This window comes from Borborobacter arsenicus (assembly GCF_003934165.1).
Lineage (GTDB): Bacteria > Pseudomonadota > Alphaproteobacteria > Rhizobiales > Rhizobiaceae > Pseudaminobacter > Pseudaminobacter arsenicus.
This window is the reverse complement of record NZ_RKST01000006.1, coordinates 278341-303943: the sequence shown is the minus strand read 5'-3', so window position 1 is coordinate 303943 and position 25603 is coordinate 278341. Positions and strand designations below refer to the sequence as shown.

At 63.0% G+C, this 25603-nt stretch carries 21 protein-coding genes; 14 read left to right on the top strand and 7 right to left on the bottom strand.

Going from position 1 to position 25603, the window contains the following annotated elements; all coding sequences use genetic code 11:
- Window positions 1-6 precede the first annotated feature (6 nt).
- Both EET67_RS12090 and coaA read left to right on the top strand, forming a co-directional pair.
- Window positions 7-330, top strand: coding sequence for a phosphoribosyl-ATP diphosphatase (locus EET67_RS12090; RefSeq protein WP_128626424.1), 324 nt, complete (start codon window positions 7-9; stop codon window positions 328-330).
- Between the two features lie 24 nt (window positions 331-354).
- A complete protein-coding gene (coaA, locus tag EET67_RS12085; protein ID WP_128626423.1) occupies window positions 355-1314 on the top strand; it encodes a type I pantothenate kinase in 960 nt (319 codons plus the stop codon).
- Here the strand turns inward: coaA and EET67_RS12080 are convergent.
- The 4 genes from EET67_RS12080 to EET67_RS12065 all read right to left on the bottom strand — a co-directional run bounded on the left by EET67_RS12080 (window position 1301) and on the right by EET67_RS12065 (window position 4799).
- Complete coding sequence (locus EET67_RS12080; RefSeq protein ID WP_245450875.1) at window positions 1301-1957, bottom strand: alpha-ketoglutarate-dependent dioxygenase AlkB family protein; 657 nt, start codon at window positions 1955-1957, stop codon at window positions 1301-1303. The genes coaA and EET67_RS12080 overlap by 14 nt on opposite strands.
- Window positions 1954-2472 carry a peptidoglycan-binding protein LysM gene (gene lysM, locus EET67_RS12075; RefSeq protein WP_128626422.1) on the bottom strand — a complete coding sequence of 173 codons (519 nt, stop codon included), beginning with the start codon at window positions 2470-2472 and terminating at the stop codon, window positions 1954-1956. Before lysM ends, EET67_RS12080 begins: the two co-directional genes overlap by 4 nt.
- Window positions 2473-2673: 201 nt before the next feature.
- Window positions 2674-3111 (bottom strand): alternative ribosome rescue aminoacyl-tRNA hydrolase ArfB, encoded by a 438-nt coding sequence (gene arfB / locus EET67_RS12070; protein WP_128626421.1) that lies wholly within the window; start codon window positions 3109-3111, stop codon window positions 2674-2676.
- 77 nt (window positions 3112-3188) lie between these two features.
- On the bottom strand, window positions 3189-4799 hold the full coding sequence (locus tag EET67_RS12065) for a phosphoenolpyruvate carboxykinase (RefSeq protein ID WP_128626420.1): 1611 nt from the start codon (window positions 4797-4799) through the stop codon (window positions 3189-3191).
- Window positions 4800-5134: 335 nt separating this feature from the next.
- Here EET67_RS12065 and EET67_RS12060 point away from each other — a divergent pair, with 335 nt between their 5' ends.
- The 12 genes from EET67_RS12060 to trxA all read left to right on the top strand — a co-directional run bounded on the left by EET67_RS12060 (window position 5135) and on the right by trxA (window position 22926).
- A complete protein-coding gene (locus EET67_RS12060) occupies window positions 5135-5836 on the top strand; it encodes a response regulator transcription factor (RefSeq protein ID WP_128626478.1) in 702 nt (233 codons plus the stop codon).
- 126 nt (window positions 5837-5962) lie between these two features.
- Window positions 5963-7741 (top strand): stimulus-sensing domain-containing protein, encoded by a 1779-nt coding sequence (locus EET67_RS12055; protein ID WP_425359523.1) that lies wholly within the window; start codon window positions 5963-5965, stop codon window positions 7739-7741.
- A gap of 28 nt (window positions 7742-7769) precedes the next feature.
- The gene (locus EET67_RS12050; RefSeq protein ID WP_128626418.1) at window positions 7770-8219 is read left to right on the top strand and encodes an HPr kinase/phosphorylase; all 450 of its coding nucleotides are present in this window, start codon (window positions 7770-7772) and stop codon (window positions 8217-8219) included.
- Between the two features lie 156 nt (window positions 8220-8375).
- On the top strand, window positions 8376-8777 hold the full coding sequence (locus tag EET67_RS12045; RefSeq protein ID WP_128626417.1) for a PTS sugar transporter subunit IIA: 402 nt from the start codon (window positions 8376-8378) through the stop codon (window positions 8775-8777).
- Between the two features lie 8 nt (window positions 8778-8785).
- A complete protein-coding gene (locus EET67_RS12040; RefSeq protein WP_128626416.1) occupies window positions 8786-9076 on the top strand; it encodes an HPr family phosphocarrier protein in 291 nt (96 codons plus the stop codon).
- Between the two features lie 164 nt (window positions 9077-9240).
- Window positions 9241-10641: an adenosylhomocysteinase gene (ahcY, locus tag EET67_RS12035; protein ID WP_128626415.1), complete on the top strand. Its 1401-nt coding sequence runs from the start codon at window positions 9241-9243 to the stop codon at window positions 10639-10641.
- A gap of 286 nt (window positions 10642-10927) precedes the next feature.
- Entirely contained in the window at window positions 10928-13492 is a 2565-nt protein-coding gene (locus EET67_RS12030; protein ID WP_128626414.1) for a sensor histidine kinase, read from the top strand.
- A 40-nt stretch (window positions 13493-13532) separates the two neighbouring features.
- Complete coding sequence (tsaE, locus tag EET67_RS12025; RefSeq protein WP_128626413.1) at window positions 13533-15083, top strand: tRNA (adenosine(37)-N6)-threonylcarbamoyltransferase complex ATPase subunit type 1 TsaE; 1551 nt, start codon at window positions 13533-13535, stop codon at window positions 15081-15083.
- 84 nt (window positions 15084-15167) lie between these two features.
- Window positions 15168-15872, top strand: coding sequence for a nucleotidyltransferase family protein (locus tag EET67_RS12020; RefSeq protein ID WP_128626477.1), 705 nt, complete (start codon window positions 15168-15170; stop codon window positions 15870-15872).
- Window positions 15869-19000 (top strand): double-strand break repair protein AddB, encoded by a 3132-nt coding sequence (gene addB, locus EET67_RS12015; RefSeq protein WP_128626412.1) that lies wholly within the window; start codon window positions 15869-15871, stop codon window positions 18998-19000. Before EET67_RS12020 ends, addB begins: the two co-directional genes overlap by 4 nt.
- Window positions 18997-22530, top strand: coding sequence for a double-strand break repair helicase AddA (gene addA, locus EET67_RS12010; RefSeq protein WP_128626411.1), 3534 nt, complete (start codon window positions 18997-18999; stop codon window positions 22528-22530). Before addB ends, addA begins: the two co-directional genes overlap by 4 nt.
- Window positions 22531-22602: 72 nt before the next feature.
- Window positions 22603-22926: a thioredoxin gene (trxA, locus tag EET67_RS12005; RefSeq protein ID WP_128626410.1), complete on the top strand. Its 324-nt coding sequence runs from the start codon at window positions 22603-22605 to the stop codon at window positions 22924-22926.
- A gap of 59 nt (window positions 22927-22985) precedes the next feature.
- On the opposite strand, the gene EET67_RS12000 is transcribed toward trxA, so the two are convergent.
- From EET67_RS12000 to EET67_RS11990, 3 genes are read right to left on the bottom strand one after another with little or no spacing between them, the layout of a single operon-like run.
- Window positions 22986-23765 (bottom strand): ABC transporter ATP-binding protein, encoded by a 780-nt coding sequence (locus tag EET67_RS12000; RefSeq protein WP_128626409.1) that lies wholly within the window; start codon window positions 23763-23765, stop codon window positions 22986-22988.
- Window positions 23762-24763: a FecCD family ABC transporter permease gene (locus EET67_RS11995; protein ID WP_128626408.1), complete on the bottom strand. Its 1002-nt coding sequence runs from the start codon at window positions 24761-24763 to the stop codon at window positions 23762-23764. Before EET67_RS11995 ends, EET67_RS12000 begins: the two co-directional genes overlap by 4 nt.
- A complete protein-coding gene (locus EET67_RS11990) occupies window positions 24760-25599 on the bottom strand; it encodes an ABC transporter substrate-binding protein (RefSeq protein ID WP_128626407.1) in 840 nt (279 codons plus the stop codon). Before EET67_RS11990 ends, EET67_RS11995 begins: the two co-directional genes overlap by 4 nt.
- Window positions 25600-25603 lie beyond the last annotated feature (4 nt).

The window sequence follows — 25603 nt, the reverse complement described above, 5'->3', positions numbered from 1 at the left end:
GCACGAATGGCCGATTTTTCGCTGGATGACCTCGAACGCATCGTGGGGACGCGCGCCCGTTCCGGCGCGGCCGATTCCTGGACTGCCAAGCTTTACGCGCAGGGCATGGAGCGGGCGGCAAAGAAGCTTGGCGAGGAGGCCGTCGAGACGGTCATCGCGGCGGTTGCCGGTGACACCAAGGGGCTGGTGTCGGAGAGTGCCGACCTTCTCTATCACTGGCTGGTCGTTCTCGCGCTTGCGGATGTGAAGCTGTCGGATGTGCTTGCCGAGCTTGAAAGGCGGACATCGCAGTCCGGTCTCGCCGAAAAGGCTTCGCGCAACCAGGGCTGAACGGGCCCGGAGAGCAGGAACGCGATGGATCAACTCGCTCCCACCGCACGATATTCACCCTATCGCTTCTTTTCGGCCGAGCGCTGGGCCGAATTTCGTGCCGACACGCCGCTGACGCTGACCGAGGCGGAGGTCCAGCGGCTGAGCTCGCTTTACGATCCGATCGATCTCGACGAGGTCCGCCACATCTACCTGTCGATGTCACGCCTGCTTTCGGCCCATGTCGAATCCAGCCAGATGCTGTTTCGCCAGAGGCAGGCCTTTTTCGGCGCCGAGGAGGTGATCAAGACCCCCTATATTATCGGCATGGCAGGCTCGGTCGCGGTCGGCAAATCGACCACCGCGCGCGTGCTGAAGGAACTGCTTGCCCGCTGGCCGTCGAGCCCGAAGGTCGATCTCGTCACCACCGATGGGTTCCTGCTGCCCAACGAGGTTCTGCGCCGCGAGAACCTGATGGAGCGCAAGGGCTTTCCCGACAGCTATGATGTCGGGGCGCTGCTGCGCTTTCTCTCGGCGATCAAATCAGGCGAGCGCGACGTGCGCGCGCCGCTTTATTCGCATCTGACCTATGACGTGATGCCCGGCGAATTCATCACCATCGATCGCCCTGATATATTGATCTTCGAGGGCTTGAACGTGCTGCAGCCGCGCGACCTGCCCAAGGACGGCAACTTCGTGCCCTTCGTCTCTGATTTCTTTGATTTTTCGATCTATATCGATGCCGAGGAAGAGCTGATCCATAGCTGGTATATCAAGCGCTTCATGAAATTGCGGCAGACAGCCTTCCGCAATCCGGAGTCCTTCTTCCATCGCTACTCGCAGCTTTCGGAAGACGCTGCCCATGCGATCGCCGAAGGGCTGTGGGCCAATATCAATTTGAAGAACCTTCGAGAAAACATCCTGCCGACCCGGCCACGTGCCGATCTCATCCTGCGCAAGGGTGAGGATCACCGCGTGGTGGAAGTGGCGCTCAGGAAGCTGTGACCTCTGCGGGTGGTTTGGTCACGCGCCGCAGGGTGAGGTTGATCCGGCCCTTCTTCAACAGCGTCGATGTGGCCGGATAGATCCGGTCGACGCCGTGGAAGCACAGGCGACTCTCACCACCGAGGATGACGATGTCGCCGCTTTGCAGCCTGAACGAAATGGTGGGATCGTCGCGCCTGGTTCCGCCGACCCGGAAAAGACAGTCGTCACCCAGCGATACGGACACGACCGGTGCTGCAAATTCGGATTCGTCGCGATCCTGGTGCAGGCCCATTTTCGCGCTGTCCGTATAGAAATTGACCAAACAGGCTTCCGGCGGGAAATCATAACCGGACACCTCGCGCCACAGGCGGTGCAACATCTCCGGGATAGGCGGCCATGGTTCCCCGGTCAGGGGATGCGTGGGCTGATAGCGATAGCCACGCTCCTTGTCCGTTACCCAGCCAAGCGCGCCGCAATTGGTCATCCGCACGCTCATCGGCTTGCCCGTTTTGGGCATCGCCGGCACGTAGAGCGGTGCCGCGTGAACGACGTCGCGAATGGCCTCAACCAGCGCCTCCTGGGCCGCCTGGTCGAGATGGAAGGGGAGATGGCGCACGCCGCTGGGAAGGACTTGCGCCACCCTGTTGGAGTTGCCGGTCAAGCGGTCTCGATGTCGGGAATGCGCAGCACCTGGCCGGGATAGATCTTGTCGGGGTGGGTCAGCATCGGCTTGTTGGCCTCGAAGATGATGGTGTGCTTGGCACCCTTGCCCTTGCCATATTGCGCTTCGGCGATCTTCCACAGATTGTCGCCCTTCTTGACCGTGTAGAAGACCGGCGCCTTGGCCGGGGTCGCGGCCGCAACCACGGCGGTCATGTCGACATTGCGATCGAGCTTCAACCCGCTTTCGGGCGGCACGATCTTCAGTTCGCCGGCCTCGACCTTCGAAATGCCGAGCGTATTGCCGACGGCAATGACCGCCTTCTCGAAGATCGACTGGTCGGCCACGACCCCTTTGAGCACTGCCTTGTCGCCCTGCACCTCGACCTCGACCTTGTCAGTGCCGAGCTTGTGCGAATCGAGCTCTTTCTTCAGCGTCTCGGCGGTGGCCGCCGTGTCGTCATCACCAAATCCCAGCTTCTTGCCGACGCTTTTGACGAAATCGAACATACCCATATGTCGGAGTCTCCTTGCTGCCGCATTAGAGCATTTCCAGCAAAAGTGTGAAGCGGTTTTGCGTCCGGAAATGCAGCCAAAACAAAAGCTTAGAGTCGTTCTACGATTCTATTTAAACCGCAACGGCTCTAGTCCCTGCCAGGCGAATTTTGCATCAGCGGCCAAAAAAGGAAAGCGGTGATTGAAAATCCGGCTGACAGGTCAGTCGCCTTCAACCTTGCCGCGCAATTTCTTGATCGTTGAGCGCCCGGCCTTGCTTTTCAGACGGCGCTCGATCGAACCTTTGGTCGGCTTGGTCTTGCGGCGCGGCTTGGGTGGCGGTTCTGCCGCCCTGGCGACCAGTTCGGTCAGCCGTGCCCTGGCATCCGCCCTGTTCTGCTCCTGGGTGCGAAAGCGGCCGGCCTCGATGACGATCACGCCGTCCTTGGTCGCCCGCTGTCCGGCCAGTGCAATGGTGCGCTCGCGCACGCGCTCGGGCAGGCCGGCTGCGTTCCTGGCGTCGAACCGCAGCTGGACGGCGGTGGCCACCTTGTTGACGTTCTGGCCGCCGGGGCCGGACGAGCGGATGAAATTCTCCTCGATGTCGTCGGGATGGATGACGACATCGCCCGCCACGATGATCTTTTCGTCTGCAGTCATTGTCCAGTGATGGCTTGCGGCGGACAAAAAGAAAAGGCCCGGCTGGTGACCGGGCCTTTTTTCGATTGTGTGGAATATTACTCGGCCGCGGTCTGGGCCTGTGGTGCCGCCCCGCGCACGCTGGCATCGACATGGGCTTCGAACTTGCCGAAATTGTCGATGAACATGCCGACCAGTTTGAGGGCCTGGGCGTCATAGGCCTGCTTGTCGGCCCAGGTCGAGCGCGGGTCGAGAATGGCCGCATCGACGCCGGCGACCTCAATCGGCACCGAGAAACCGAAATTGGCATCGGTGCGGAATTCGGCGTTCTTCAGCGAGCCGTCGAGCGCAGCGGCAAGAAGAGCGCGCGTGGCCTTGATCGGCATGCGCTTGCCGGTGCCGTAGGCGCCGCCGGTCCAGCCGGTATTGACCAGCCAGCAATCGACGCCGTGATCGGCAATCAATTGCCGCAGCAGATTGCCATATTCGGACGGATGGCGCGGCATGAAAGGCGCGCCGAAGCAGGTAGAGAAGGTCGCTTCCGGCTCGGTCACGCCCTTTTCGGTTCCGGCCACCTTGGCGGTATAGCCGGACAGGAAGTGATACATGGCCTGGGCGGGCGTCAGCTTGGCTATGGGCGGCATGACGCCGAAAGCATCGGCAGTCAGCATGATGATGTTCTTCGGGTGGTTCGCCCGGCCGGTCGCGCTGGCGTTCGGGATGAAATGCAGCGGGTAGGCGCAGCGGGTGTTTTCGGTGAGCCGCCCGTCGTCGAAATCCGGCACGCGGTTTTCATCGAGGATGACGTTTTCAAGCACCGTGCCGAAACGCTGCGTGGTGGCGAAGATCTCCGGTTCGGCTTCGGCCGAAAGCCGGATCGTCTTGGCGTAGCAGCCACCTTCGAAATTGAAGATGCCGTCCGGTCCCCAGCCATGCTCGTCGTCGCCGATCAGCGTGCGCGACGGATCGGCCGAAAGCGTCGTCTTGCCAGTGCCCGAAAGCCCGAAGAAGACCGCGGCATCGCCATTCGGCCCCTCATTGGCCGAGCAATGCATCGGCATGACGCCCTTTGCCGGAAGCAGATAGTTGAGGGCTGTGAATACCGACTTCTTCATCTCGCCGGCATAGGAGGTGCCGCCGATCAGCACGATCATGCGCGTCAGATCCACCGCGATCACGGTTTCGGTGCGGCAGCCATGCCGTGCCGGATCGGCCCGGAAGGAAGGCAGGTCGATGATGGTCATCTTCGGCACGAAGCCGGTGAGTTCGCCGGCCTGCGGACGGATCAGCAGGTTGCGGATGAACAGCGAATGCCACGCATATTCGGTGACGACGCGTGTGGGTAGTTTCTGGCTCTCGTCGGCGCCTCCGACGAGATCCTGCACGAACAGGTCCTTGTCGGCCGCGTGAGCGAGGAAATCCGACAGCAGCGTGTCGAAATGCTCAGCCGAGATCGGCTTGTTGTTGTCCCACCAGACATGCGGCTCGGTATTGGCGTCGCGCAGGACGAACTTGTCCTTGGCCGAGCGGCCGGTATGCTGGCCGGTTTCGGCCATCAGGGCACCGTGCGCGGTCAGCCGGGCTTCGCCGCGGCGGACCGCTTCTTCATAGAGTTCGGCCTCGCCAAGGTTGTATTGCACGCGGCCGGTCGTCTTCAGACCTGATTTGTCGATTCCGAAGGAGGGATTGCGTTTGCCGGTTTCGTTCACTCTGCGTCTCTCTGATCCAGGTGGCGCTGATGCCCAATCCAAGGCCTATAGGTAGGCGATTGTGGTCTAAAATTGGTCAGAACCAGAAAAGCGCAGCAGTTTCAAACCATTAATCGATTTAAAATTTTTTAACAGATTTTAAATCGTTTATAATTGTTTAAAGGATCGGTGACGAAGACCACCGGGCCGCACGCTTGCATTCCTGGTGGTTTCACGGATGGACGGCCTTGCCTGTGACACGGCAAGGATTATGTGCCACATTTTGTACCCAATTTGTCCGCCAAAAGCCCTTTCGATACAGAAAGGGACACAAGCCCATGAGGGAGTCGCTGGAAATGGCAACGATCGCGCTTGTCGACGACGACCGCAATATTCTGACCTCGGTTTCGATTGCTTTGGAGTCGGAAGGATATCGCGTCGAGACCTACACGGATGGCGCATCGGCGCTTGAGGGACTGACGGCGCGTCCGCCGAATCTTGCCATTTTGGATATCAAGATGCCGCGAATGGACGGGATGGAGCTTCTGCGCCGCCTGCGTCAGAAGTCCGATCTGCCGGTCATTTTCCTGACCTCGAAGGATGACGAGATCGACGAATTGTTCGGTCTCAAGATGGGGGCCGACGATTTTATCCGCAAACCGTTCTCGCAGCGCCTCTTGGTCGAGCGTGTGCGGGCGGTGCTGCGCCGGGCGAGCGCCCGCGAGGCGGCGGCCAAAAGCCCGAGCCAGCAGGCCCGCTCGCTTGAGCGCGGCCAACTCGTCATGGACCAGGAGCGCCATACCTGCACCTGGAAGGGCGAACCGGTCACGCTGACGGTCACCGAGTTCCTCATTCTGCATTCCCTGGCGCAGCGCCCCGGCGTGGTCAAAAGCCGTGATGCGCTGATGGATTCGGCCTATGACGAGCAGGTTTATGTTGACGATCGCACCATCGACAGCCACATCAAGCGCCTGCGCAAGAAGTTCAAGGCAGTCGATGACGAGTTCGAGATGATCGAGACGCTGTACGGGGTTGGATACCGGTTTCGTGAAGCGTAAGCTGCGGCCGCAGGAAGAACGCTGCTGCAGTTGAGAGTTGGGAAGGCCCTGGTCCGATCGGACGTCGTGCGCGCTCATGGGTTTTGCGCGTATGGGAAAGCTGCAAGAGGCTGCGCCTGAATGGCCATGGAGGTAGAACTCAAGAAGCCGGCGGTGGGTGCGGGCAGGGCACGCCGTCCTGCGCCGACGCTGTTGTCGCGCATTACGGTGCCGCTTCGCCGCTTCCTCGGGCACCATGTCTTTTCCAGCCTGACCCGGCGCATCCTGTTCCTCAACCTTGCCGGCCTGGTCGTGCTGGTCATCGGGATCATGTATCTCAACACCTTTCGCGACGGATTGATCGACGCGCGGGTCGAAAGCCTGATGACCCAGGGCGAGATCATTGCCGGTGCCATCGCGTCTTCGGCCACGGTGGAGACCGACTCGATCCGCATCGACCCGGAAAAGCTGCTCGAGCTTCAGGCTGGCGAAAGCCTGGAGCCCGGGTCGGACCAACTCGACAATCTCGATTTTCCCATCAACCCGGAACGCGTGGCGCCGCTTCTGCGGCGGCTTATCTCGCCGACGCGCACCCGTGCGCGCATCTATGACCGCGACGCCAATCTGCTTCTGGACTCGCGCCATCTCTATTCGCGCGGACAAATCCTTCGCTACGACCTGCCGCCGGTGGAGGAGGAAGAGCCAGATCTTTTCGAGCGCATCCAGAAATTCGTGTTCGACCTGTTCCGCGATGCGGAGCTGCCGGTCTATCGCGAGCAGCCCGGCGGCAACGGGGCGGCTTTTCCGGAAGTCATGAACGCGCTTACCGGCAGCCCCTCGACAATCGTGCGGGTGAGCGAACAGGGCGAGCAGATCGTCTCGGTCGCTGTGCCGATCCAGCGCTTCCGGGCGGTGCTCGGCGTTCTGATGCTTTCGACGGAAGGCGGGGACATCGATAAGATCGTCGCCGCCGAGCGCAAGGCGATCCTGCGGGTCTTCGGGGTGGCGGCGCTGGTGACGGCAATCCTGTCCATGCTGCTCGCCTCCACCATTGCCAACCCGCTGCGCCGGCTGTCGGCCGCCGCGGTGCGGGTGCGGCGCGGGACCAAGAGCCGCGAGGAAATTCCCGATTTTTCCATGCGCCAGGATGAGATCGGCAATCTTTCCGTCGCCGTCCGTGACATGACCAATGCGCTCTATGCCCGCATCGAGGCGATCGAGAGCTTCGCGGCCGATGTCAGCCATGAATTGAAGAACCCGCTGACCTCGCTTCGCAGCGCGGTTGAGACCTTGCCGCTTGCCCGCAATGAGGAATCACGCAACCGGCTGATGGAGGTCATCCAGCATGACGTGAAGCGGCTGGATCGTCTCATAACCGACATTTCCGATGCCTCCCGGCTCGATGCCGAGCTTGCCCGCGAGGATGCCGCCCGCATAGACCTGAAGAAATTCATTTCCGACCTTGTCGCGGCCTCGCAGGAAGCTGGGCGCCACAAGCGCCACGCCGTCATAGAGTTCTCGGCCGAGAAATTGCCGCAAGGCCTGAAGGGCTATTTTTCGCTCGGGCATGATCTGCGTGTCGGGCAGGTCATCACCAATCTGATCGAGAATGCACGCTCCTTCGTTCCCGAAGATGGCGGGCGGATCAATATTTCACTGGCGCGCGCCGGTAAATTCAACGTGGTTACGGTGGATGACAACGGGCCCGGCATAAGAGTGGATGCAATCGACCGGATTTTCGAGCGCTTCTATACGGATCGGCCGTCCAGCGAGGCGTTCGGCCAGAATTCCGGACTCGGCCTGTCGATCAGCCGTCAGATCGTTGAGGCCCATGGCGGTACGCTGACGGCTGAAAATATTCCTGGCACCAAGCCCGGCGAACTCAAGGGCGCTCGCTTCGTGATGACCTTGCCGGCGGATGGTTAGGACCAATCGACATTCAGGGTTTGAGGCGATGGCAGCTTCCAACCTGCACGGTACCGCGCTGGTTGTCGGGGATCGCGGCGTGCTGATCGTCGGCGCATCGGGGTCCGGAAAAACCACTCTGGCGCTGACCCTTCTCGCGCAGCTGCAAAAATCCGGGCAATTTGCCCGCCTCGTCGCGGATGACCAGCTTCTTGTATCGCAACGAGGCGGCAGGCTTGTCCTTGTGGCTCCGCCCGCCATTCAGGGGCTGACGGAGGTTCACGGCCTTGGTCCCTGTCCGATCGATGTCGAGGCAAAAGCGGTGATCGATCTTGTCGTCAGACTGCTGCCTGCGGCCGAACGGTTTCCCGAGGAAGAGAGCGAAATCATATCCGGCTGCGCCATTCCATGTCTGCGGCTTTGCGAAAGAAATGCGGTCGGGGCGCGGCCTGCCGTTTTGGCGCGCCTTTCAATCCCGCCTTTGTGCAGAACGGCATGATTTTGGTGCAATGCGGCAAAAATGGCCAATCATGACGCTTTTTAGGGCTTGTCAACCGCTCCCGCGTCGACAAGATAGCGCTCCACCGTCGGCCATGCTGCTGGCGGCCACGATACAATACGCTCGTGAACGGGCGATGACGGGAGCCAAAGCAGAATGATTGGGCTCGTGCTTGTCACGCACGGTCGGCTGGCCGAGGAGTTCCGTAACGCCGTCGAGCACGTCGTGGGACCGCAGGACCATTTCGAGACCATAGCCATCGGCGCCGATGATGACATGGAGCAGCGCCGCAGCGACATCGTCGATGCCGTGGCGCGGGCAGACACTGGCGCTGGTGTGATCATCCTGACCGACATGTTCGGGGGCACCCCGTCTAACCTGGCGATATCGGTGATGGAGGCGGGCCGTGTCGAAATCATCGCCGGCGTCAATCTGCCGATGCTGATCAAACTCACCAGTGTCCGCAAGGGCGACGACATGGCTCAGGCGCTGGAGGAAGCGCAGACCGCCGGGCGCAAATACATAAATGTCGCCAGCCAGTTGTTGAGCAGCAAATGAGCAGCGCCATGGATACTGCCGGAAACGGTCTGGTCAGCAGGGAATTCAAGATCGTCAATCAGCGCGGCCTGCATGCGCGCGCTTCGGCCAAGTTCGTCCAGGTCGCTGGCGGCTTCGAGGCCTCGGTCGATGTCGAGAAAGACGGGGTGAAGGTCGGCGGCACGTCGATCATGGGGCTGATGATGCTGGCGGCGAGCCCCGGCTGCAATATTCGCGTCACCGCCAGCGGCCCCGAAGCCAAGGAAGTCATGGAAGCGCTCGAGGCCTTGATTGCGACCCGCTTTGGCGAAGAGATTTAACAGGTCCTGACCCATGTCATCCATTTGGATGACATGCACGGATAAAGATTTCTTTATGTCCCGTTGTGAAAAAGGCGGCGATCTGCTAATCACGCCGGCATGATCGCGCTTTCTTGACCCTGTGCAGGGTGCGTGCGCGCCAACCATCGCATCGGAGCTCTGCCATGTCAGGTAGCAAGGATTATATCGTCGCCGACCTTTCGCTCGCCGATTGGGGCCGCAAGGAAATCGAAATCGCCGAGACCGAAATGCCGGGGCTGATGGCCTGCCGGGCCGAGTTTGCGGCAAGCCAGCCGCTGAAGGGCGCGCGCATCAGCGGCTCGCTGCATATGACCATCCAGACGGCTGTGCTGATCGAAACCCTGAAGGCGCTCGGCGCCGAAATCCGCTGGGCTTCGTGCAATATCTTTTCCACGCAGGACCACGCCGCGGCCGCGATTGCGGCCGGCGATATCCCGGTCTTTGCCGTCAAGGGCGAGACGCTGGAGGAATACTGGCAGTACACGGATCGCATATTCCAGTGGGCCGATGGCGGCACGTCGAACATGATCCTGGATGATGGCGGCGACGCCACCATGTATATCCTGATCGGTGCCCGTGCCGAAGCAGGTGAGGACGTGCTGTCCAATCCGGGCAGCGAGGAAGAGGAAATCCTGTTTGCGCAGATCAGGAAGCGCATGGCGGCGACGCCCGGCTTCTTTACCAGGCAGCGGGAAGCGATCCGCGGCGTCACTGAGGAGACCACGACCGGTGTCAATCGCCTCTATCAGCTGCAGAAGAAGGGCCTGCTGCCCTTCCCGGCCATCAACGTCAATGACAGTGTCACCAAGTCGAAATTCGACAACAAATATGGCTGCAAGGAATCCCTGGTCGACGGAATTCGACGCGCGACCGACACGATGATGGCCGGCAAGGTCGCCGTGGTCTGCGGTTATGGCGACGTCGGCAAGGGTTCATCTGCTTCGCTGCGTGGTGCCGGCGCGCGCGTGAAGGTGACCGAGGTCGATCCGATCTGCGCGCTTCAGGCCGCTATGGATGGCTATGAGGTGGTCACGCTGGAAGACGCGGCCTCGAGTGCCGACATCGTCATCACCACCACCGGCAACAAGGACGTCATCACCCTCGACCATATGCGCCAGATGAAGGACATGGTCATCGTCGGCAATATCGGCCATTTCGACAATGAGATTCAGGTCGCCGCGCTGCGTAACCTTAAATGGACCAATATCAAGCCCCAGGTCGACATGATCTCCTTCCCGGACGGCAAGCGCATGATCCTGCTTTCGGAAGGCCGGCTGCTCAATCTCGGCAATGCGACCGGGCATCCGAGCTTCGTCATGTCGGCTTCCTTCACCAATCAGGTGCTGGCCCAGATCGAGCTTTGGACCAAGCCTGGTGCCTATGAGAATCAGGTCTATGTGCTGCCCAAGCATCTCGACGAAAAGGTCGCGCGGCTGCATCTCGACAAGCTCGGTGCCAAGCTGACGGAACTGAGCGACGAGCAGGCCGCCTATATCGGCGTGACCTCGCAAGGGCCATTCAAGCCGGATCACTACAGGTATTAATTTTCATTAACCAATATACTAGATGTTGAGGCCGGGCGATTGACTTTTCGCCCGGTTTTCTTTTTGCCGCGCGAGCTTCTTCACGACGATTCGTGCAACGGCTATGGTGCCGTGATTCGCAACGCTTTGGGCTTCGTGGGTGGGGACCGGGAAGCGGGAACCAGGGCTGCTTGCGGCAAGGGCATCGGTAGCGCAACCAGGCGATCCGATGTGTGAGCAGATGACAGAGCGGCGGCGCTATTCCAGTTGAAAGTCCGCCGCTCCAGGCGGCGGAGAGGAAAAGGACATGCCGGGGGACAACCCGCTCCGCGCGGGACAGGCCGTTTCCGGAGGCCACGAGGATTCGGGCGACAGGGCGGTGACCCTGTCCAACCGGCAGGCGTTGCTGCGGCCGTGGCGACGCAGGACGCGCGGATTTTTCGCGGCGACATCGCTCTCCGGCCTGCTTTTCGCCGATATCGCCATCGCCCAGGGCGTGGCAGACCGGGCCGGCCTGTCTGTCGGCACCGTCGAAGTCATGCAGCTTGCGGTATTTGTCGGCGTCCTTGGTGCGGCCCTTCTCTCGGCGATCGTGATGATCCGCGAGCGGGCCCGGACAGCCGCCGAGAATGTCGATCTGCGCGCGCGCGTCGCCGATCTCAACGCCGCGCAACAGCGGTCGGATGCGCTTCTCAATCTGCGCGACCAGCGCCTGGTGGTCTGGGCGCGCGAGAAAGAGAAGCCCGAGCTTCTGGGGTCGCTGCCCGCCGAAGCAGGGGCGCCTGAAGACCGCTCGGCCTTTCTTGCTTTTGGACGATGGCTGATGCCGCGCTCGGCCGCCGCCCTCGATCATGCGTTGACCGGACTTCGCGAAAGAGGCACCGCCTTCGATCTGGTGGTGGAAACGCGGAGCGGGGCGCCGCTTGAAGCCCAGGGGCGAAAAAGCCCGTTCCATGTCATTTTGCGCTTTGTCTCGCTGTCGGAAACACAGCGAAGCCAGGCGCGGCTGCGGCTGGAGAACCAGCAGCTATCGGCGGATCATGAAACCATTCTGGGGCTCATCGATGCGCTCGACATGCCGTTCTGGATCCGCACGGCCGATGGCCGCCTGCAGTGGGTCAATCGCGCCTATGCACAGGCGGTCGCGGCGTCGGACAGTGAAGAAGCTGTCCGGGACGGCAAGGAGTTTCTCGGCAGTGCGGCGCGTGAAAAGATCGAACAGCAGCGCCTTGCGGGCCCGATCTTCAAGCAGGATCTTTCCACCGTCATCGGCGGCGATCGAAAGGTGTTTGCGGTAACCGACTTTGCCAGCGGCGATGGTTCGGCCGGCATCGCGCTCGACATGAGCGGTGCGGAGGGATTGCGCGAGGTGCATGAGCACACGCTTCGCAGCCACGCCGATACGCTCAATCAGCTCACCACCGCGGTGGCGATTTTCGATGCGCAGGAAAAGCTCGGCTTCTTCAACCAGGCCTTTCAGAAGCTTTGGGACCTCGACACGGCCTTCCTGGAGAGCGCTCCCGACAATGCCCTGCTGCTCGACCGGCTGCGCAGCGAGGGAAAAATCGCCGAGCAGCCCGAATGGCGCCGCTGGAAGGAAAACCTGCTCGGCGCCTATCGTGCGGTCGAATCGCAGGAACATTGGTGGCATCTGCCCGACGGCCGCACGCTGCGTGTCATCGCCAATCCGCAGCCGACCGGCGGCGTGACCTGGGTCTTCGAGAACCTGACCGAGCGCATCGATCTCGAAAGCCGCTACAACACCGCCGTGCGGGTGCAGGGCGAAACCCTCGACAATCTGACCGAAGGCGTTGTCGTGTTCGGGCCGGATGGGCGCATTCGTCTGTCCAATCCGGCATTCACGACACTTTGGGGCCTTTCTGCGCAATTCGTCGAGCCGAATACCCATATCTCGGTCATTCGCAAGCAATGTGATGCGGTCGCAAAGGACAGCCCCTGGGGTGGCTTCGTTGCCGCCGTCACCGGTTTTGACGACGAGCGTCGCGACGGCCAGGGCCAGACGGAACTGAACAACGGCACGGTCTTGCGCTACGCCATCGTGCATCTGCCCAATGGCCAGGTGATGACGACCTTCGTTGACGTCACCGACAGCGTCAATGTGGAGCGGGCGCTGAAGGACAAGAACGAGGCGCTGGAAAAGGCAGACCAGCTCAAGAACGACTTCGTCCAGCACGTATCCTATGAACTGCGCTCGCCTCTGACCAATATTATCGGCTTTGCCGAACTGCTGTCGCTGCCTGCGACAGGGCCGCTGGCGCCGCGCCAGCGCGAATATCTTGGCCATATCGGCTCGTCGTCTGCGGTGCTTCTGACCATCGTCAACGACATTCTCGATCTGGCGACGGTGGATGCCGGGATCATGGAGCTGGAGATTGCCGAAGTCCGTGTCGACCAGACCATCGCGGCAGCGGCCGAGCTGGTATCCGATCGGCTGGAGGAGCACGGGATAAGGCTGGCGATCGATGCCGCCGAGGCTCCAAAGGCCTTCCATGGCGACGAGACCCGCATCCGCCAGATCCTGTATAATCTGCTCAGCAATGCAGCCAATTACGCGCCCGAACAAAGCACGATCTCATTGTCATGCCGGCAGGCGGCTGCGGGCGTCGAGTTCTCGGTTCATGACGACGGGCCGGGAATGCCGCCGGAAATACTGGACACGGTGTTCAAGCGGTTCGAGCCGCGCACGAATGGCGGCAGGCGGCGAGGTGCGGGCCTTGGCCTGTCGATCGTCAAGAGCTTCGTGGAACTGCATGGCGGTACGGTGCGGATCGTCTCGGGCAGGGATCAGGGCACGACCGTGATATGCCAGTTTCCGCTGGCGCCGTCCGGCACGCGCGCCGCCGCCGAGTGACGGCGCTTGATTTCGGCAGGCCCTGTTGGATGATACGAGGATGACCGCTTCCACCCTGGAGCGCTTTCTGCCCGACGAAGCCGCAACCGCGATGCTGGGACAGGATCTGGCGCTTGCACTGAGGCCCGGCGACGTGCTTGCGCTGCATGGTGATCTCGGTGCCGGCAAATCGACGCTGGCACGCAGCCTGATCCGGACCTTGGCGGACGATGCCGATCTGGAGGTGCCGAGCCCGACCTTCACGCTGGTCCAGTCCTATGAGGCGCGCTTTCCCGTTCATCATTTCGATCTATATCGCTTGTCCTCGCCCGCCGAGCTGGATGAACTCGGCTTCGACGAGATGCTGGAGCAGGGGGCGGTGCTGGTCGAGTGGCCGGAGAAAGCCGGCGATCGCCTGCCTGAATCCGCTGCCCGCATCGAACTTCTGGAGCAAGATGATGGTCGTCTTGCCCGGATCACCGCGCCGGCCGAAGTCGAAGCGCGGATTGCCCGCAGCTTTGCCATTCGCGACTTTCTGACCCGGTCCGGATGGGGCGCTGCGGCGCGTACGCATTTCATTGGCGATGCTTCGGCCCGCTCCTATGAGATCGTGACCCGCCCAGGCGAACAACCGCGCGTGCTGATGAATTCGCCCCGCCTGGTGCTTGGTCCGGTCATCCGCGACGGGAAATCCTATGCCGAGATTGCTCATACGGCACAGACCGTCGCGGCCTTTGTGGCGATCGACGGCGCGCTGCACGAGGGCGGCGTCTCGGTTCCCACGATTGACGCGCAGGATATCGAGAACGGTTTCCTGCTGATGGAACATCTCGGTACGGAGCATTTCCTGGCTGCCGGCGAACCTGTGGCCACCCGATATGCGGCGGCTGCCGAATTGCTCGCTGCCATTCACGGCAGGCAGTGGCCGAGCCGTATCGAACTGGCGGCAGGCGTTTTCCACGAGGTGCCGGATTTCGACCGCGATGCCATGATGATCGAGGTCGAACTGCTGCTCGACTGGTATTTCCCGGCCATGACCGGGCGCCAGGCCGACGAAACCGTGCGCGCCGGTTTCCGGCAGGTTTGGGAGGCCTTGTTCGACCGGCTGGAAGCGGCCGAGAAAAGCATAGTCCTGCGTGATTTCCACTCGCCCAACATCATCTGGCGGGCCGACAGGATCGGCCATGACCGCTGCGGCATCATCGATTTCCAGGATGCGCTGATCGGGCCTTCGGCCTATGACGTCGCCTCGCTTGCCATGGATGCACGGGTCACCGTCCCGCTAGAGATCGAAGCGACGACGCTCGAAGCCTATATCGCTGCCCGCAGCGCTGCGGGGCCCTTCGATGCCGAAGCCTTTGCCGAAGCCTTTGCGATCATGGCCGCGCAGCGCAATTCGAAGATACTGGGCATCTTCATCCGCCTCGACCGGCGCGACGGCAAGCCCGGCTATCTGAAGCATCTGCCGCGCATCCGCGACTATCTCGGCCGGGCGCTCGCCCATCCGGCCCTTGCGCCGCTGCGCGATTTCTACCAACGTCATGGGCTCGAGCATGATCCCGAAAAGTGGAAGCCGGTTTTCGGAAAAGATCACGCTCAAACAAAGAGATAGAGTGTGATGACGATTCGAAGAAGAGTCATCACGCTCTGACCGGGGGTAAGGAATTTGACCGCGCAGACGACGCCAGGAATAGCGATGGTGCTGGCCGCGGGGCTTGGCAAGCGCATGCGGCCGATCACCGACACCATGCCCAAGCCGTTGGTCAGGGTTGCCGGCAAGACGCTGCTGGACTGGGGCCTGGACAGCCTCGCGGTGGCGGGTGTTACCAAGGCAGTCGTCAACGTCCATTACTTCCCTGAGCAGATCGTCGCCCATCTCGCCAGCCGCCGGAAACCGGAAACCGTGATTTCGGACGAGAGCGAAGGCCTGCTGGATTCGGCCGGCGGCATCGTCAAGGCCTTGCCCATGCTGGGGCAAAAGCCGTTCTACATAATCAATGCCGATACATTCTGGATCGATGCCGGCACGCCGAACCTCAAAAGACTGGCGCTTGCCTGGGACGAAACGCGGATGGATGTCCTGCTGATGCTTGCCGATCCGGCCAGCGCGACGGGCCATAGCGGCACAACCGATTTCCTCCTGAAGGCGGACGGTACACTGGCTCGTGCCCTGGGCGATCCGGCGGGGTTGATCTATGCGGGGGCTGCGATCCTCCATCCGCGGATATTCGCCGAAGCGACGGCCATGCCGCACTCGCTAAACCTCTATTTTGACCGGGCCATCGCGGCGGGGCGGCTGCATGGCATGGCGATGGAAGGGCGCTGGATCACCGTCGGCACACCGGATGCGCTTGCGCCTGCCGAAGCCGCGGTCGCCGACGCCTTGGCGCAAGCGGTATGACCGAGCGGCGGCTGCCAAGAGTATTCTCGGTGCCGGTCGGCGCGGCCTTCCTGCCCACACTTGCAGACGAATTGCTGGCCGGTCGTCTCATTCCCGATTTTTCCGGCAGTGACGACCCGACGGCTCTCGCCGATGTCACCATCTATGTGCCGACGCGCCGTGCCGCTCGCGAATTGCGCGGCGTGTTCGTGGACAAGGCCGGAGGCCGCTCGGCCATATTGCCGATGATCCGCCCGCTGGGTGAGTTCGACGAAGCGGAAGCTGCTTTTGCACCGGGGGGCGCGGTTGAATTGGAACTCGCCCCGCCGATCGCGCCCATCGATCGGCTGCTGTTGCTGGCCCCGCTGGTCAGGCGTTGGAAGAGCCGCCTTCCTTCCCATGTCGCTGCGCTGTTCGAGGAGGAGATCGTCGTGCCGGCCTCGACCTCGGATTCGCTGTGGCTGGCGCGAGATCTTGCCAGCTTGATGGACGAGATCGAGACCGAGGGTTCGGATTGGGGCAAGCTTGGCGAACTTGTTTCCGGCGATCTTGCCGGCTGGTGGCAGGTGACGCTGGATTTTCTTGAAATCGTTACCAGCAACTGGCCAACGTTGCTGGCCGAACGTGGCTGCTCCAACCCCGCTGTGCATCGCAGCGCTCTGATCCGGCTGGAGGCGGAGCGCTTGCGCCAAAATCCGCCGGCCGGTCCGGTGATCGCCGCCGGCTCGACCGGCTCCATTCCCGCAACCGCCGAGCTGCTCGCCACCATTGCCGGTCTGCCGCGCGGCGCGGTGGTTCTGCCCGGGCTCGATACGCGGATGGATGAGCGCGCTTGGTCCGCCATCACCGAGCCGATGCCGGCGCCGGCGCTTCTCGGCCATCCGCAATATGGTCTCGCCAGGCTGTTGCAGAAGATCGGGCTGTTGCGGGCTGACGTGGAGGAGATGGGTACGGTTGCCCCGTCGCTGGCCTTGCGCGCACTGACCGTCGGGCAGGCATTGCTGCCGGCCGAAGCGACCGATGACTGGGCCGGGCTGCGCGCGGGCACGAGTGGCCAAGCGCTGGAGCAGGCATTTGCGAATGCATCTCTGATCGAGGCTGCCAATGAGCGTGACGAGGCGGTGGCGATCGCCATTGCCTTGCGCCGGGCGGTGGAAGCGCCGCAGGAAACCGCAGCCCTGGTCACCAGCGACCGGAATCTTGCGCGACGGGTTTCCACCGAGCTGCTGCGCTTCGGCATCCAGGCTGACGATTCGGGCGGCACGCCGCTTGCCAATACGCCGTCCGGCTCGCTGCTGCGGCTGCTGTTGCAGGCCATGTTCCGGCCCGGCGATCCGGTCGCCATCATGGCGCTGCTGAAACACCCGCTGCTTTGCCTGGGGTTGAACCGGGCGCTGGTGCGAAGGGCTGCCGAGACAGTCGAACTGGTCGCGCTTCGGGGCGGCACCGGCCGGCCCGGCCTGGCGGGTATTGCCGCGCTGTTTGAGACGCGGCTGGAAGCTCTGGCAGAAGACCGCCGCGCGCCCTTCTGGTTTGCTCGCATGACGGTGCGACGGATCGAGGAAGCGCGGCTGGTAATTGCGCATCTGCATGATGCGTTGGCCCCGCTTGCCGCATTCAGCAATCGCCAATCTGTCGAACTCGCGGAAATCCTGCATGCCACCGTCGTTGCGCTGGAAGCGCTCGGGCGCGGCGAAGACGGCAGCCTGGAAGAGCTCTATGCCGGCGATGCCGGCGCCAAGCTGGCCGAGTTCCTGCGCGGGCTGGTGGCCTCTACCGCGGCGTTATCATTCGACGTAGACGAGTGGCCGGACGTCATGGAGGCGCTGATCGCAACCGAGACGGTCAAGCCCTCGCATGGCGGCGACAGCCGTGTGTCGATCTGGGGCGCACTGGAAGCGCGCCTGATGACTGTCGGCACCATCGTCATCGGCGGGCTGAACGAGGGCACCTGGCCGCGCAAGGCAGAGGCCGATCGCTTCATGTCGCGGGTAATGAAGACTGGGCTCGATCTCGAGCCGCCGGAGCGGCGGATCGGCCAATCGGCGCATGATTTCCAGATGGCCATGGGCATGGGCAAGGTTATCCTTGCCCGGTCGGCAAGGTCGGGAGATGCGCCGGCCGTGCCCTCCCGCTGGCTGCAGCGCATCTTGACCTTTATCGGGCCTGAGCAGGCAGAGACGATGCGCCGGCGCGGCGACGAATTGCTGCATTGGGCGCGTGGCCTCGATATAGGCCCGCAAGTTCCCTTTGCTGCGCGGCCGCAACCGGTGCCGCCGCTGGCGGCGCGGCCACGGCATTTTTCCGTGACCGAGATCGAGACGCTGCGGCGCGACCCCTATGCGATCTACGCAAGACGGATCCTTGGCCTGATGCCGCTCGATCCGCTGATGCGCGATCCGGGTGCGGCCGAGCGGGGCACGCTGTTCCATGCCATCATGCACCGCTTTTCGGCATCCGGCATCGATCCGCTCGATCCAAGCGCGACCGAAGCCCTGCTTGAGGCAGGCCGCGCCTGTTTCGCCGAGGCAGCCTTGCCCGCCGATGTGGAAGCGGTGTGGTGGCCGCGCTTTGAAAAACTCGCCGGCGAGATCATCGATTGGGAGCGCCTGCGTGCGCCGCTGGTCAAAAGCCGGCACCCGGAAGAACGGGCGGAAAAGACGCCGGTCGGCAACAGCGATGTCACCTTGTCCGGCTATGCCGACCGTATCGACATGCTGCCGGGCGACATGGCCGATGTGCTTGACTACAAGACCGGCGCCTCGCCCTCCAAGGCGCAGGCGCACACGCTGCTTGCACCGCAACTGGCGCTCGAAGGCGCGTTGCTCAAGCGCGGCGCGTTTCGTGCCTTGGGGCGGGCCGAGCCATCGCAACTGGCCTTCATCCGCTTCAAGCCGAATGGCGAAGTGATCGAGGAATCGATCCTGGAGCTCAACCGCAAGCCGCGCAGCGCCGACGACCTGTCGGAGGAAGCCTGGCAAAGGCTGGAAGTGCTGCTTGAGCACTATAACAAGGCGGATACGGGCTATCTGTCGCGCGCCCTGCCGTTTCGCGAGGGCGAAACCGACGGCGACTACGACCATCTCGCCCGCGTGCTCGAATGGTCGGCCGGCGGCGACAATCCGCAGGATGCGGGTGGCGACGAATGAAGAAGCTGCCGCCCGTTCCGACTGAAACCGCCGAGCGCCAGGCGCGGGCTTCCGATCCGCAGAATTCGGCCTGGGTGTCGGCCAATGCCGGCTCCGGCAAGACGCATGTGCTGTCGCAACGCGTCACGCGCCTGCTGCTCGAGGGCACCGACCCCTCGAAAATCCTCTGCCTGACCTATACGCGCGCGGCGGCTGCCAACATGTCGAACCGCGTCTTCGGCAATCTGTCGCGGTGGACGATGCTGGGCGACGAGGACCTGGCCGCCGAGATCGAGAAGCTCGACGGCAAGAGGCCGAATGCCGCCAAGCTGCGCCGTGCGCGGCGGCTTTTTGCCGAAGCGCTGGAAACGCCGGGCGGGCTGAAGATCCAGACGATCCATGCGTTCTGCGAATCGGTGCTGCACCAGTTTCCGCTCGAAGCCAATATCGCGGCGCATTTCCAGCTTCTCGACCCGCTGATGGAGGAAACGCTGTTTGCGGCGGCGCGCCGCGAAATGGTTACCGGTGCCGCGGCAAGCGAAAACCCGGCGCTCGCCGAGGCCTTCGCCATGGTGCTGGAGCGCGGCGGCGAGGCAGGGCTTGATGCATTGCTCGGCGAAATCGTGCAAAAGCGCGACGGGCTGCGTGCCTTCATCGATGCGGTAGGGGACGGCACGTCGGACTATGCCGCGCTGTTCGAGGAATTCGGCTTCGGCGAGGGCGACACGGCGAGCGGCATAGCCGATACCGTCTGGCCGGACGCCTATTTCAACGAAGCGCTGGCGCTGGAATTTGGCCGCCGCGCCATTGCCGCCGGCAAGGTCAATGCGCAGAGTTTTGCCGAAAACCTGGCCGAGGCCTGCCGGCAGGACGATCCGGTAAAGCGGCTGCAAAAGCTGCATGCGACCTTCCTGACGAAGAAATCGGGAGAGGGCTGGGTGCTTCGCAGCACCAGGACCATCGCCTCGAAAGGCGTGGCCGAGCATTTCCCCGACTTCGAGACCCAGTTCGAGCGTATGGGATTATTGGTCCTCGAGACATCCGATCGGCTGGCGCTGATCCGTATGCTGGAAGGGACCCGCGCGGCCCTTACCATCGCCGACTGGCTGATCGCGCGCTACGAACAGTTGAAGGCCGGGCGCGGCTTTCTCGACTTTAACGATCTCATCACCCGCACCGTGCGCCTGCTGGCAAGGCAGGATGCCGGGCCATGGGTCCAGTACAAGCTGGACAAGGGCATTGACCATATTTTGCTCGACGAGGCGCAGGACACCAGCCCCGAGCAATGGCAGGTGGTCGAAAGGCTGGCGGAGGAGTTCTTCGCCGGCATGGGCGCGCGCGACAATGTGCACCGCACGGTCTTTGCCGTCGGTGACGAGAAACAGTCGATCTATTCGTTTCAGGGCGCGGCGCCTGAATCCTTCGCCCGTACCGGTCATGAGTTTTCGCAGAAAATCCGCGCCGCCAATGGCAGTTTCGAGGCCATCCGGCTGACATTGTCCTTCCGCTCCACCGACGACGTGCTGCGCGCGGTCGACACCGTATTTTCCAGCGATGAAGCGCGACGCGGCATCACGCTCGATCCCGAACCCATCCAGCACAGCGCCATCCGTTCCGGCGCCGCAGGCTATGTCGAAATCTGGCCCTCGCTCGGTGCCTCCAGCGTGGAGGAGCCGGAGGATTGGACCAAGGCCATCGACCATGCCGATGCGCCGGCCGTGCGCGTTGCCGAAAATGTCGCCGCCACCATCGAGAAATGGATTTCTTCAGGCGAGATCATCGAAGGTACCGGCAAGCGGCTGACGGCGGGCGACGTCATCATTCTGGTGCGCAAGCGCGACCGTTTCGTCCATGCGCTGGCGCGCAGCCTGAAGAACCGCAATATCCCGGTTGCGGGTGCCGACCGGCTAAGCCTGCCGGCGCATATTGCGGTCAAGGACATGATGGCGCTTGGCCGCTTCCTGATCCAGCCGGAAGACGACCTTTCGCTGGCGGCGGTGCTCAAGAGCCCGATCTTCCAGCTTTCGGAAGAAACGCTGTTTGCGCTGGCAAATGGCCGGCCGGCGGGCATGTCCTTGTTCAACTCGCTGCGGTGGCATGGGCAGGGCGCACCCGAATTGGCGCGGGTGGCGGATCAGTTGGACACATGGTCGACCCAGGCCGCGTTCAAGCCGGTCTTCGAGTTCTATTCCGCCATTCTCGCCCGCGACAAGGTTCGCCGCAAAATGATCGCCCGGCTCGGACGTGATGCTGGCGATATCCTCGATGAGTTCCTGAATTTCTGCCTTGCCGAAGAGCGTACCGGGCTTCCGGGGCTGGAGGCCTTCCTGGCCACGCTCGAAAGTGCGGGCCCCGAGATCAAGCGCGAGATGGACCAGACACGCGACGAGGTCCGTATCATGACCGTGCACGCCGCAAAAGGGTTGGAGGCGCCGGTGGTGTTCCTGGTCGATGGCGGTGCCGCGCCCTTCAGCGAGCAGCATCTGCCGCGCCTGATGCCGTTCCAGCCTCAGGGCGAATTGCGCCATGTCAAAGGCTATCTCTGGCGGTCGGGCAGTGACGTCGCCAATGGTTTCTCGCAAGCTGCCAGCCTTGGCGCAAGGGAACGCGCGGACGATGAATATCGCCGCCTGCTCTATGTCGGCATGACGCGCGCTGAGGATCGGGTGATCATTTGCGGCTATCACGGCAAGCGGGCGCAAAACCCCGCGACCTGGCATGCATTGGTGAGTGCCGCGCTGACCGCCAGCCCGCAGAGCGAAGCGCGCCAGCATCCGGTGAGCGACGATAGCGTGCATCGCTTCCGGGTCACGCCGATACAGGAAGTGCAGCCGACACCAGACGGCGAGGCGAGCGAAGTGGTGACGACCCCGGCACCCATGCCTGAGAGGTTGCTGAAAGGGCCGCCATTATCCGAGCAACTGCCGCGACCGCTGTCGCCATCCGGGGCATCGGCCCTGATCGAAGAGGAGCAGGAAGCGCCGGTGTCCAGCCGCTCGCCGGTGCTGGACCCGGATATCGAGCCCGGTTTTGCCATTGCACGCGGCCTCATCCTGCACAAGCTCTTGCAGGTCCTGCCGGGCATCGACCAGGCCGGGAGGGCGGCTGCCGCGGTGCGCTATATGGACCGGGTTGCGGCGGACTGGCCCGAACATGAGCGCGCCGCCGCGCTTGCCGCGGTCGAGGGGATCATGACGGCGGCGCAATTTGCGCCCTTGTTTGCGCAAGGCTCGCGCGCCGAAGTCGCCGTCATGGGCAAACTGATGGTGAGGGGTAGCTTGCGCCCGATCTCGGGTAAGATCGATCGCCTCGCCGTCACCGCCGACGAGGTCCTGATCGTCGATTACAAGACCGACCGGCACCCGCCCGCAACACCGGAGGAAATTCCGCTGGGCTATGTCACGCAGCTTGCGCTTTACCGGGCCCTGCTTCAGCCGCTTTATCCCGGGCGCAAGGTCTCGGCCTGCCTGCTGTTTACGGCAGCACCCGCCCTGCTGCAGATTCCCGATCGCGCGATGGAAGACGCCCTTGTCCGACTCACGCAGGCGTGACACAAGGGGTGCTTGAACGCCCGCCCGATATCCACCACATATGGTGCGACATCGAACCGAAAGGATTTTCTCATGGCCACTGTGAAGGTCGACAAGAGCAATTTCAAATCCGACGTGCTGGATGCTTCCGGGCCTGTCGTGGTGGATTTCTGGGCCGAATGGTGTGGCCCCTGCAAGATGATCGGCCCGTCGCTGGAAGAGATTTCGACCGAACTGGCCGGCAAGGTGAAGATCACCAAGCTCAATATCGACGAGAATCCCGAGATCGCCGCGCAATATGGCGTGCGCTCCATTCCGACGCTGATGATCTTCAAGGATGGCGAGGTCGCCGACATCAAGGTCGGCGCGCTTCCCAAGACAGCGTTGTCGCACTGGATCGGCGGTAGCGCCGCCTAATTGCAGCCAATCTGTTTGAAAGCCCGGCCGTCGTGCCGGGCTTTTTTTGTTGGCTGCGATCAGTGGGCCTTGCGGTCAACGTCCAGCGGCTGCACCACCATCCCGCCAGCGATAGTGTCGATAAAACTCGTCACGCCATAGACTTGCCGCAGGCGCTCGGCGGTCAGCACCGCTTCCGGTGAACCATCGGCAACGATCATGCCGTGATCGATCATGATCAGGCGTGTGCACCAGCGGGCTGCGAGCCCGAGATCATGCATCGAGGCGATCACGCCCCGGCCTTCGCGGGCAAGATCGGCAAATATCCGCATCAGCGTTATCTGGTGCCAGGGATCGAGCCCGACGGTCGGCTCGTCCGCCAGGAGCAGCGGCGCGTCCTGCGCCAGCGCGCGGGCAATCAGCACCCGCGCCTTTTCGCCGCCTGAAAGTTCGATTGCGGATCGATGGCGGAATTCGTCGATTTCCATGCGCTGGATCGCCTGCTCGATCACCGCGATATCCTGTGCACTCAATCCGCCAAGACTACGATGCGGAGCGCGCCCGAACGCGACCAGCGTTTCGACCGATACCGGCCAGGCGATTTCACGCTCCTGCGGCAGATAGGCGATGTGATGGGCGCGCTCACGCGCGGAGATGGCTTTGGTATCGCGCCCGGCGATGCGGATATCGCCGCTGCCGCGCAGCAACCCGAGTGCGGCGCGCAGCAGGGTCGATTTGCCCGCACCATTGGGGCCGATCAGGCCGATGAACTCGCCGGCCGCGACGTCGAGGGTGATGCCTTTCAGGACTGGCCGTTGGCCGAGCGAGACTTTCAGGCTGGATAGCGAAAGCAGCGTCACGCCAGCTCCTTTCGCGTCTTGTAGACCAGCCAGAGGAAGAATGGCGCGCCGACGATCGCAGTCAGCACGCCGAGTTTCAGGTCGCGGTCCGGCGCGATGATGCGCACCAATATGTCGGCGGAAAGCAGCACGCAGCCACCGCCAAGCGCGCTGACCGGCAGCAGACGCGACGGCTTGGCCCCGACCAGCGGACGCAATATATGCGGTACCACCAGGCCGACAAAGCCTATCGCGCCGGCTACGGCGGTGGCCGCACCGATCGATGCGGCGGTGCCGAACACCGCCAGGAACTGCACCCGCCTCAGATCGACGCCCATGCTCGCTGCTGCATCGCGGCCGAGCGTGAGCGCATCCAGAGAACGGCCGAGACCGGCAAGCATCAGGCAGCCGGCGAGGATGAACGGGCCGGCCAACCAGACATGGGTCATGGAACGGTCGGTCAGCGAGCCGAGCATCCAGAACATGATTTCAAGCGCGGCAAAGGGGTTGGGCGAGAGATTGAGCGCCAGCGAGGTCATGGCGCCGGCAAAGCTGGTGACGGCGATGCCGGCGAGGATGATGGTCAGCGACCCGCCGCGCGTTCCGGCCATGGCCTGCACGACGACAACGGCTATAACCGCGCCGGCAAGGGCCGCGAGCGGCAGGCCGAGCGCGAAGGCGGCCGACAGGCCGGTATAGATGGAAAGCACGGCGCCGAGCGAGGCCGAGGCGCTGATGCCCAGCAGGCCGGGCTCGGCGAGCGGGTTGCGCAGATAGCCCTGGAGCACCGCGCCCGACAGGCCGAGCGTGACGCCGATCATCAGCCCCAGGATAGCGCGCGGCAGGCGGATCTCCTGCATGATGAGCGCGATGCCGTCGCCCTTGTCGGAAAACAGGGCAGCCATGCTGTCGCCGAAGGCGATGCCGGCCGGTCCCACCGTGAGCGAGAGCAGGAACAGGACCACCGTCGCGACGGCGAGGATCGACGCAACAAGTCTGTACCGGGCGAGATCGCTCACTGTGCCGCCGCCTTCTGGAGAATGGTTGCCGCCTCCAGCGTGAAGGGGGCACCGCAGATCATATTGGGCACCGGCACCTCCACCATCTGCGCCTTCGCGCCGAGCGCCCGATAGGCGGGATGCACGAAATTCTCCTGCGCCAGCGCCGGCGCGCCATAGTCGTGATTGCTGATGGCGATCATGTCGGGCTTGGCCATAATCAAGAGCTCCATCGGCAGGCGCACCGTGCCGGCGACGCCGAGCTTTTCGGCGATATTGGTAAGGCCGGCGGCCTGGAAGATTTCATCGGCGAGCGTGCCGGTCCCGGTGGTGTAGCTGTTGGAATCGGAGAGTGCGATGGTCTTGCCCGATGCCGGCGCTTGCTGCAGGGCGGCAAGTCCCCGGTCGAGCCCAGCCACGAGTTCGGCGGCTCTTTGCCGGCGACCCAGCAACTCCCCGATACGGGTGATGTTCTCGCGCACATCGCCGAAGGACCTCGCCGGCGCGAATTCCTCGACGCGGAAGCCGAGACGCCGCAGGAGGCCGACCGTCGCGCGTGGCGAGAAGGTTCCGGCAAGGACCAGGTCCGGTTCCATCAGGAAGATTTCCTCGGCGAGTGCGTGATTGGCGACATAGCGTTTCGCTTGCCTGACCATGACGGAAGTGCTGGGATCGCTGGCGAGCACCGAGACGGAATGGAGCTGGCCCTCGCCGGCGATCAGCATGGCAAGCTGGTCGGTGCAGACATTCATCGACACGACCCTGCCCGGCGCCTGCCCCGCCGCAGCGGGCGACACTATGGAAAGGGCCGCCGCCGCGAGAAACAGGCATGTGCCGAACCGGGTGAGGGATAGCATTCCC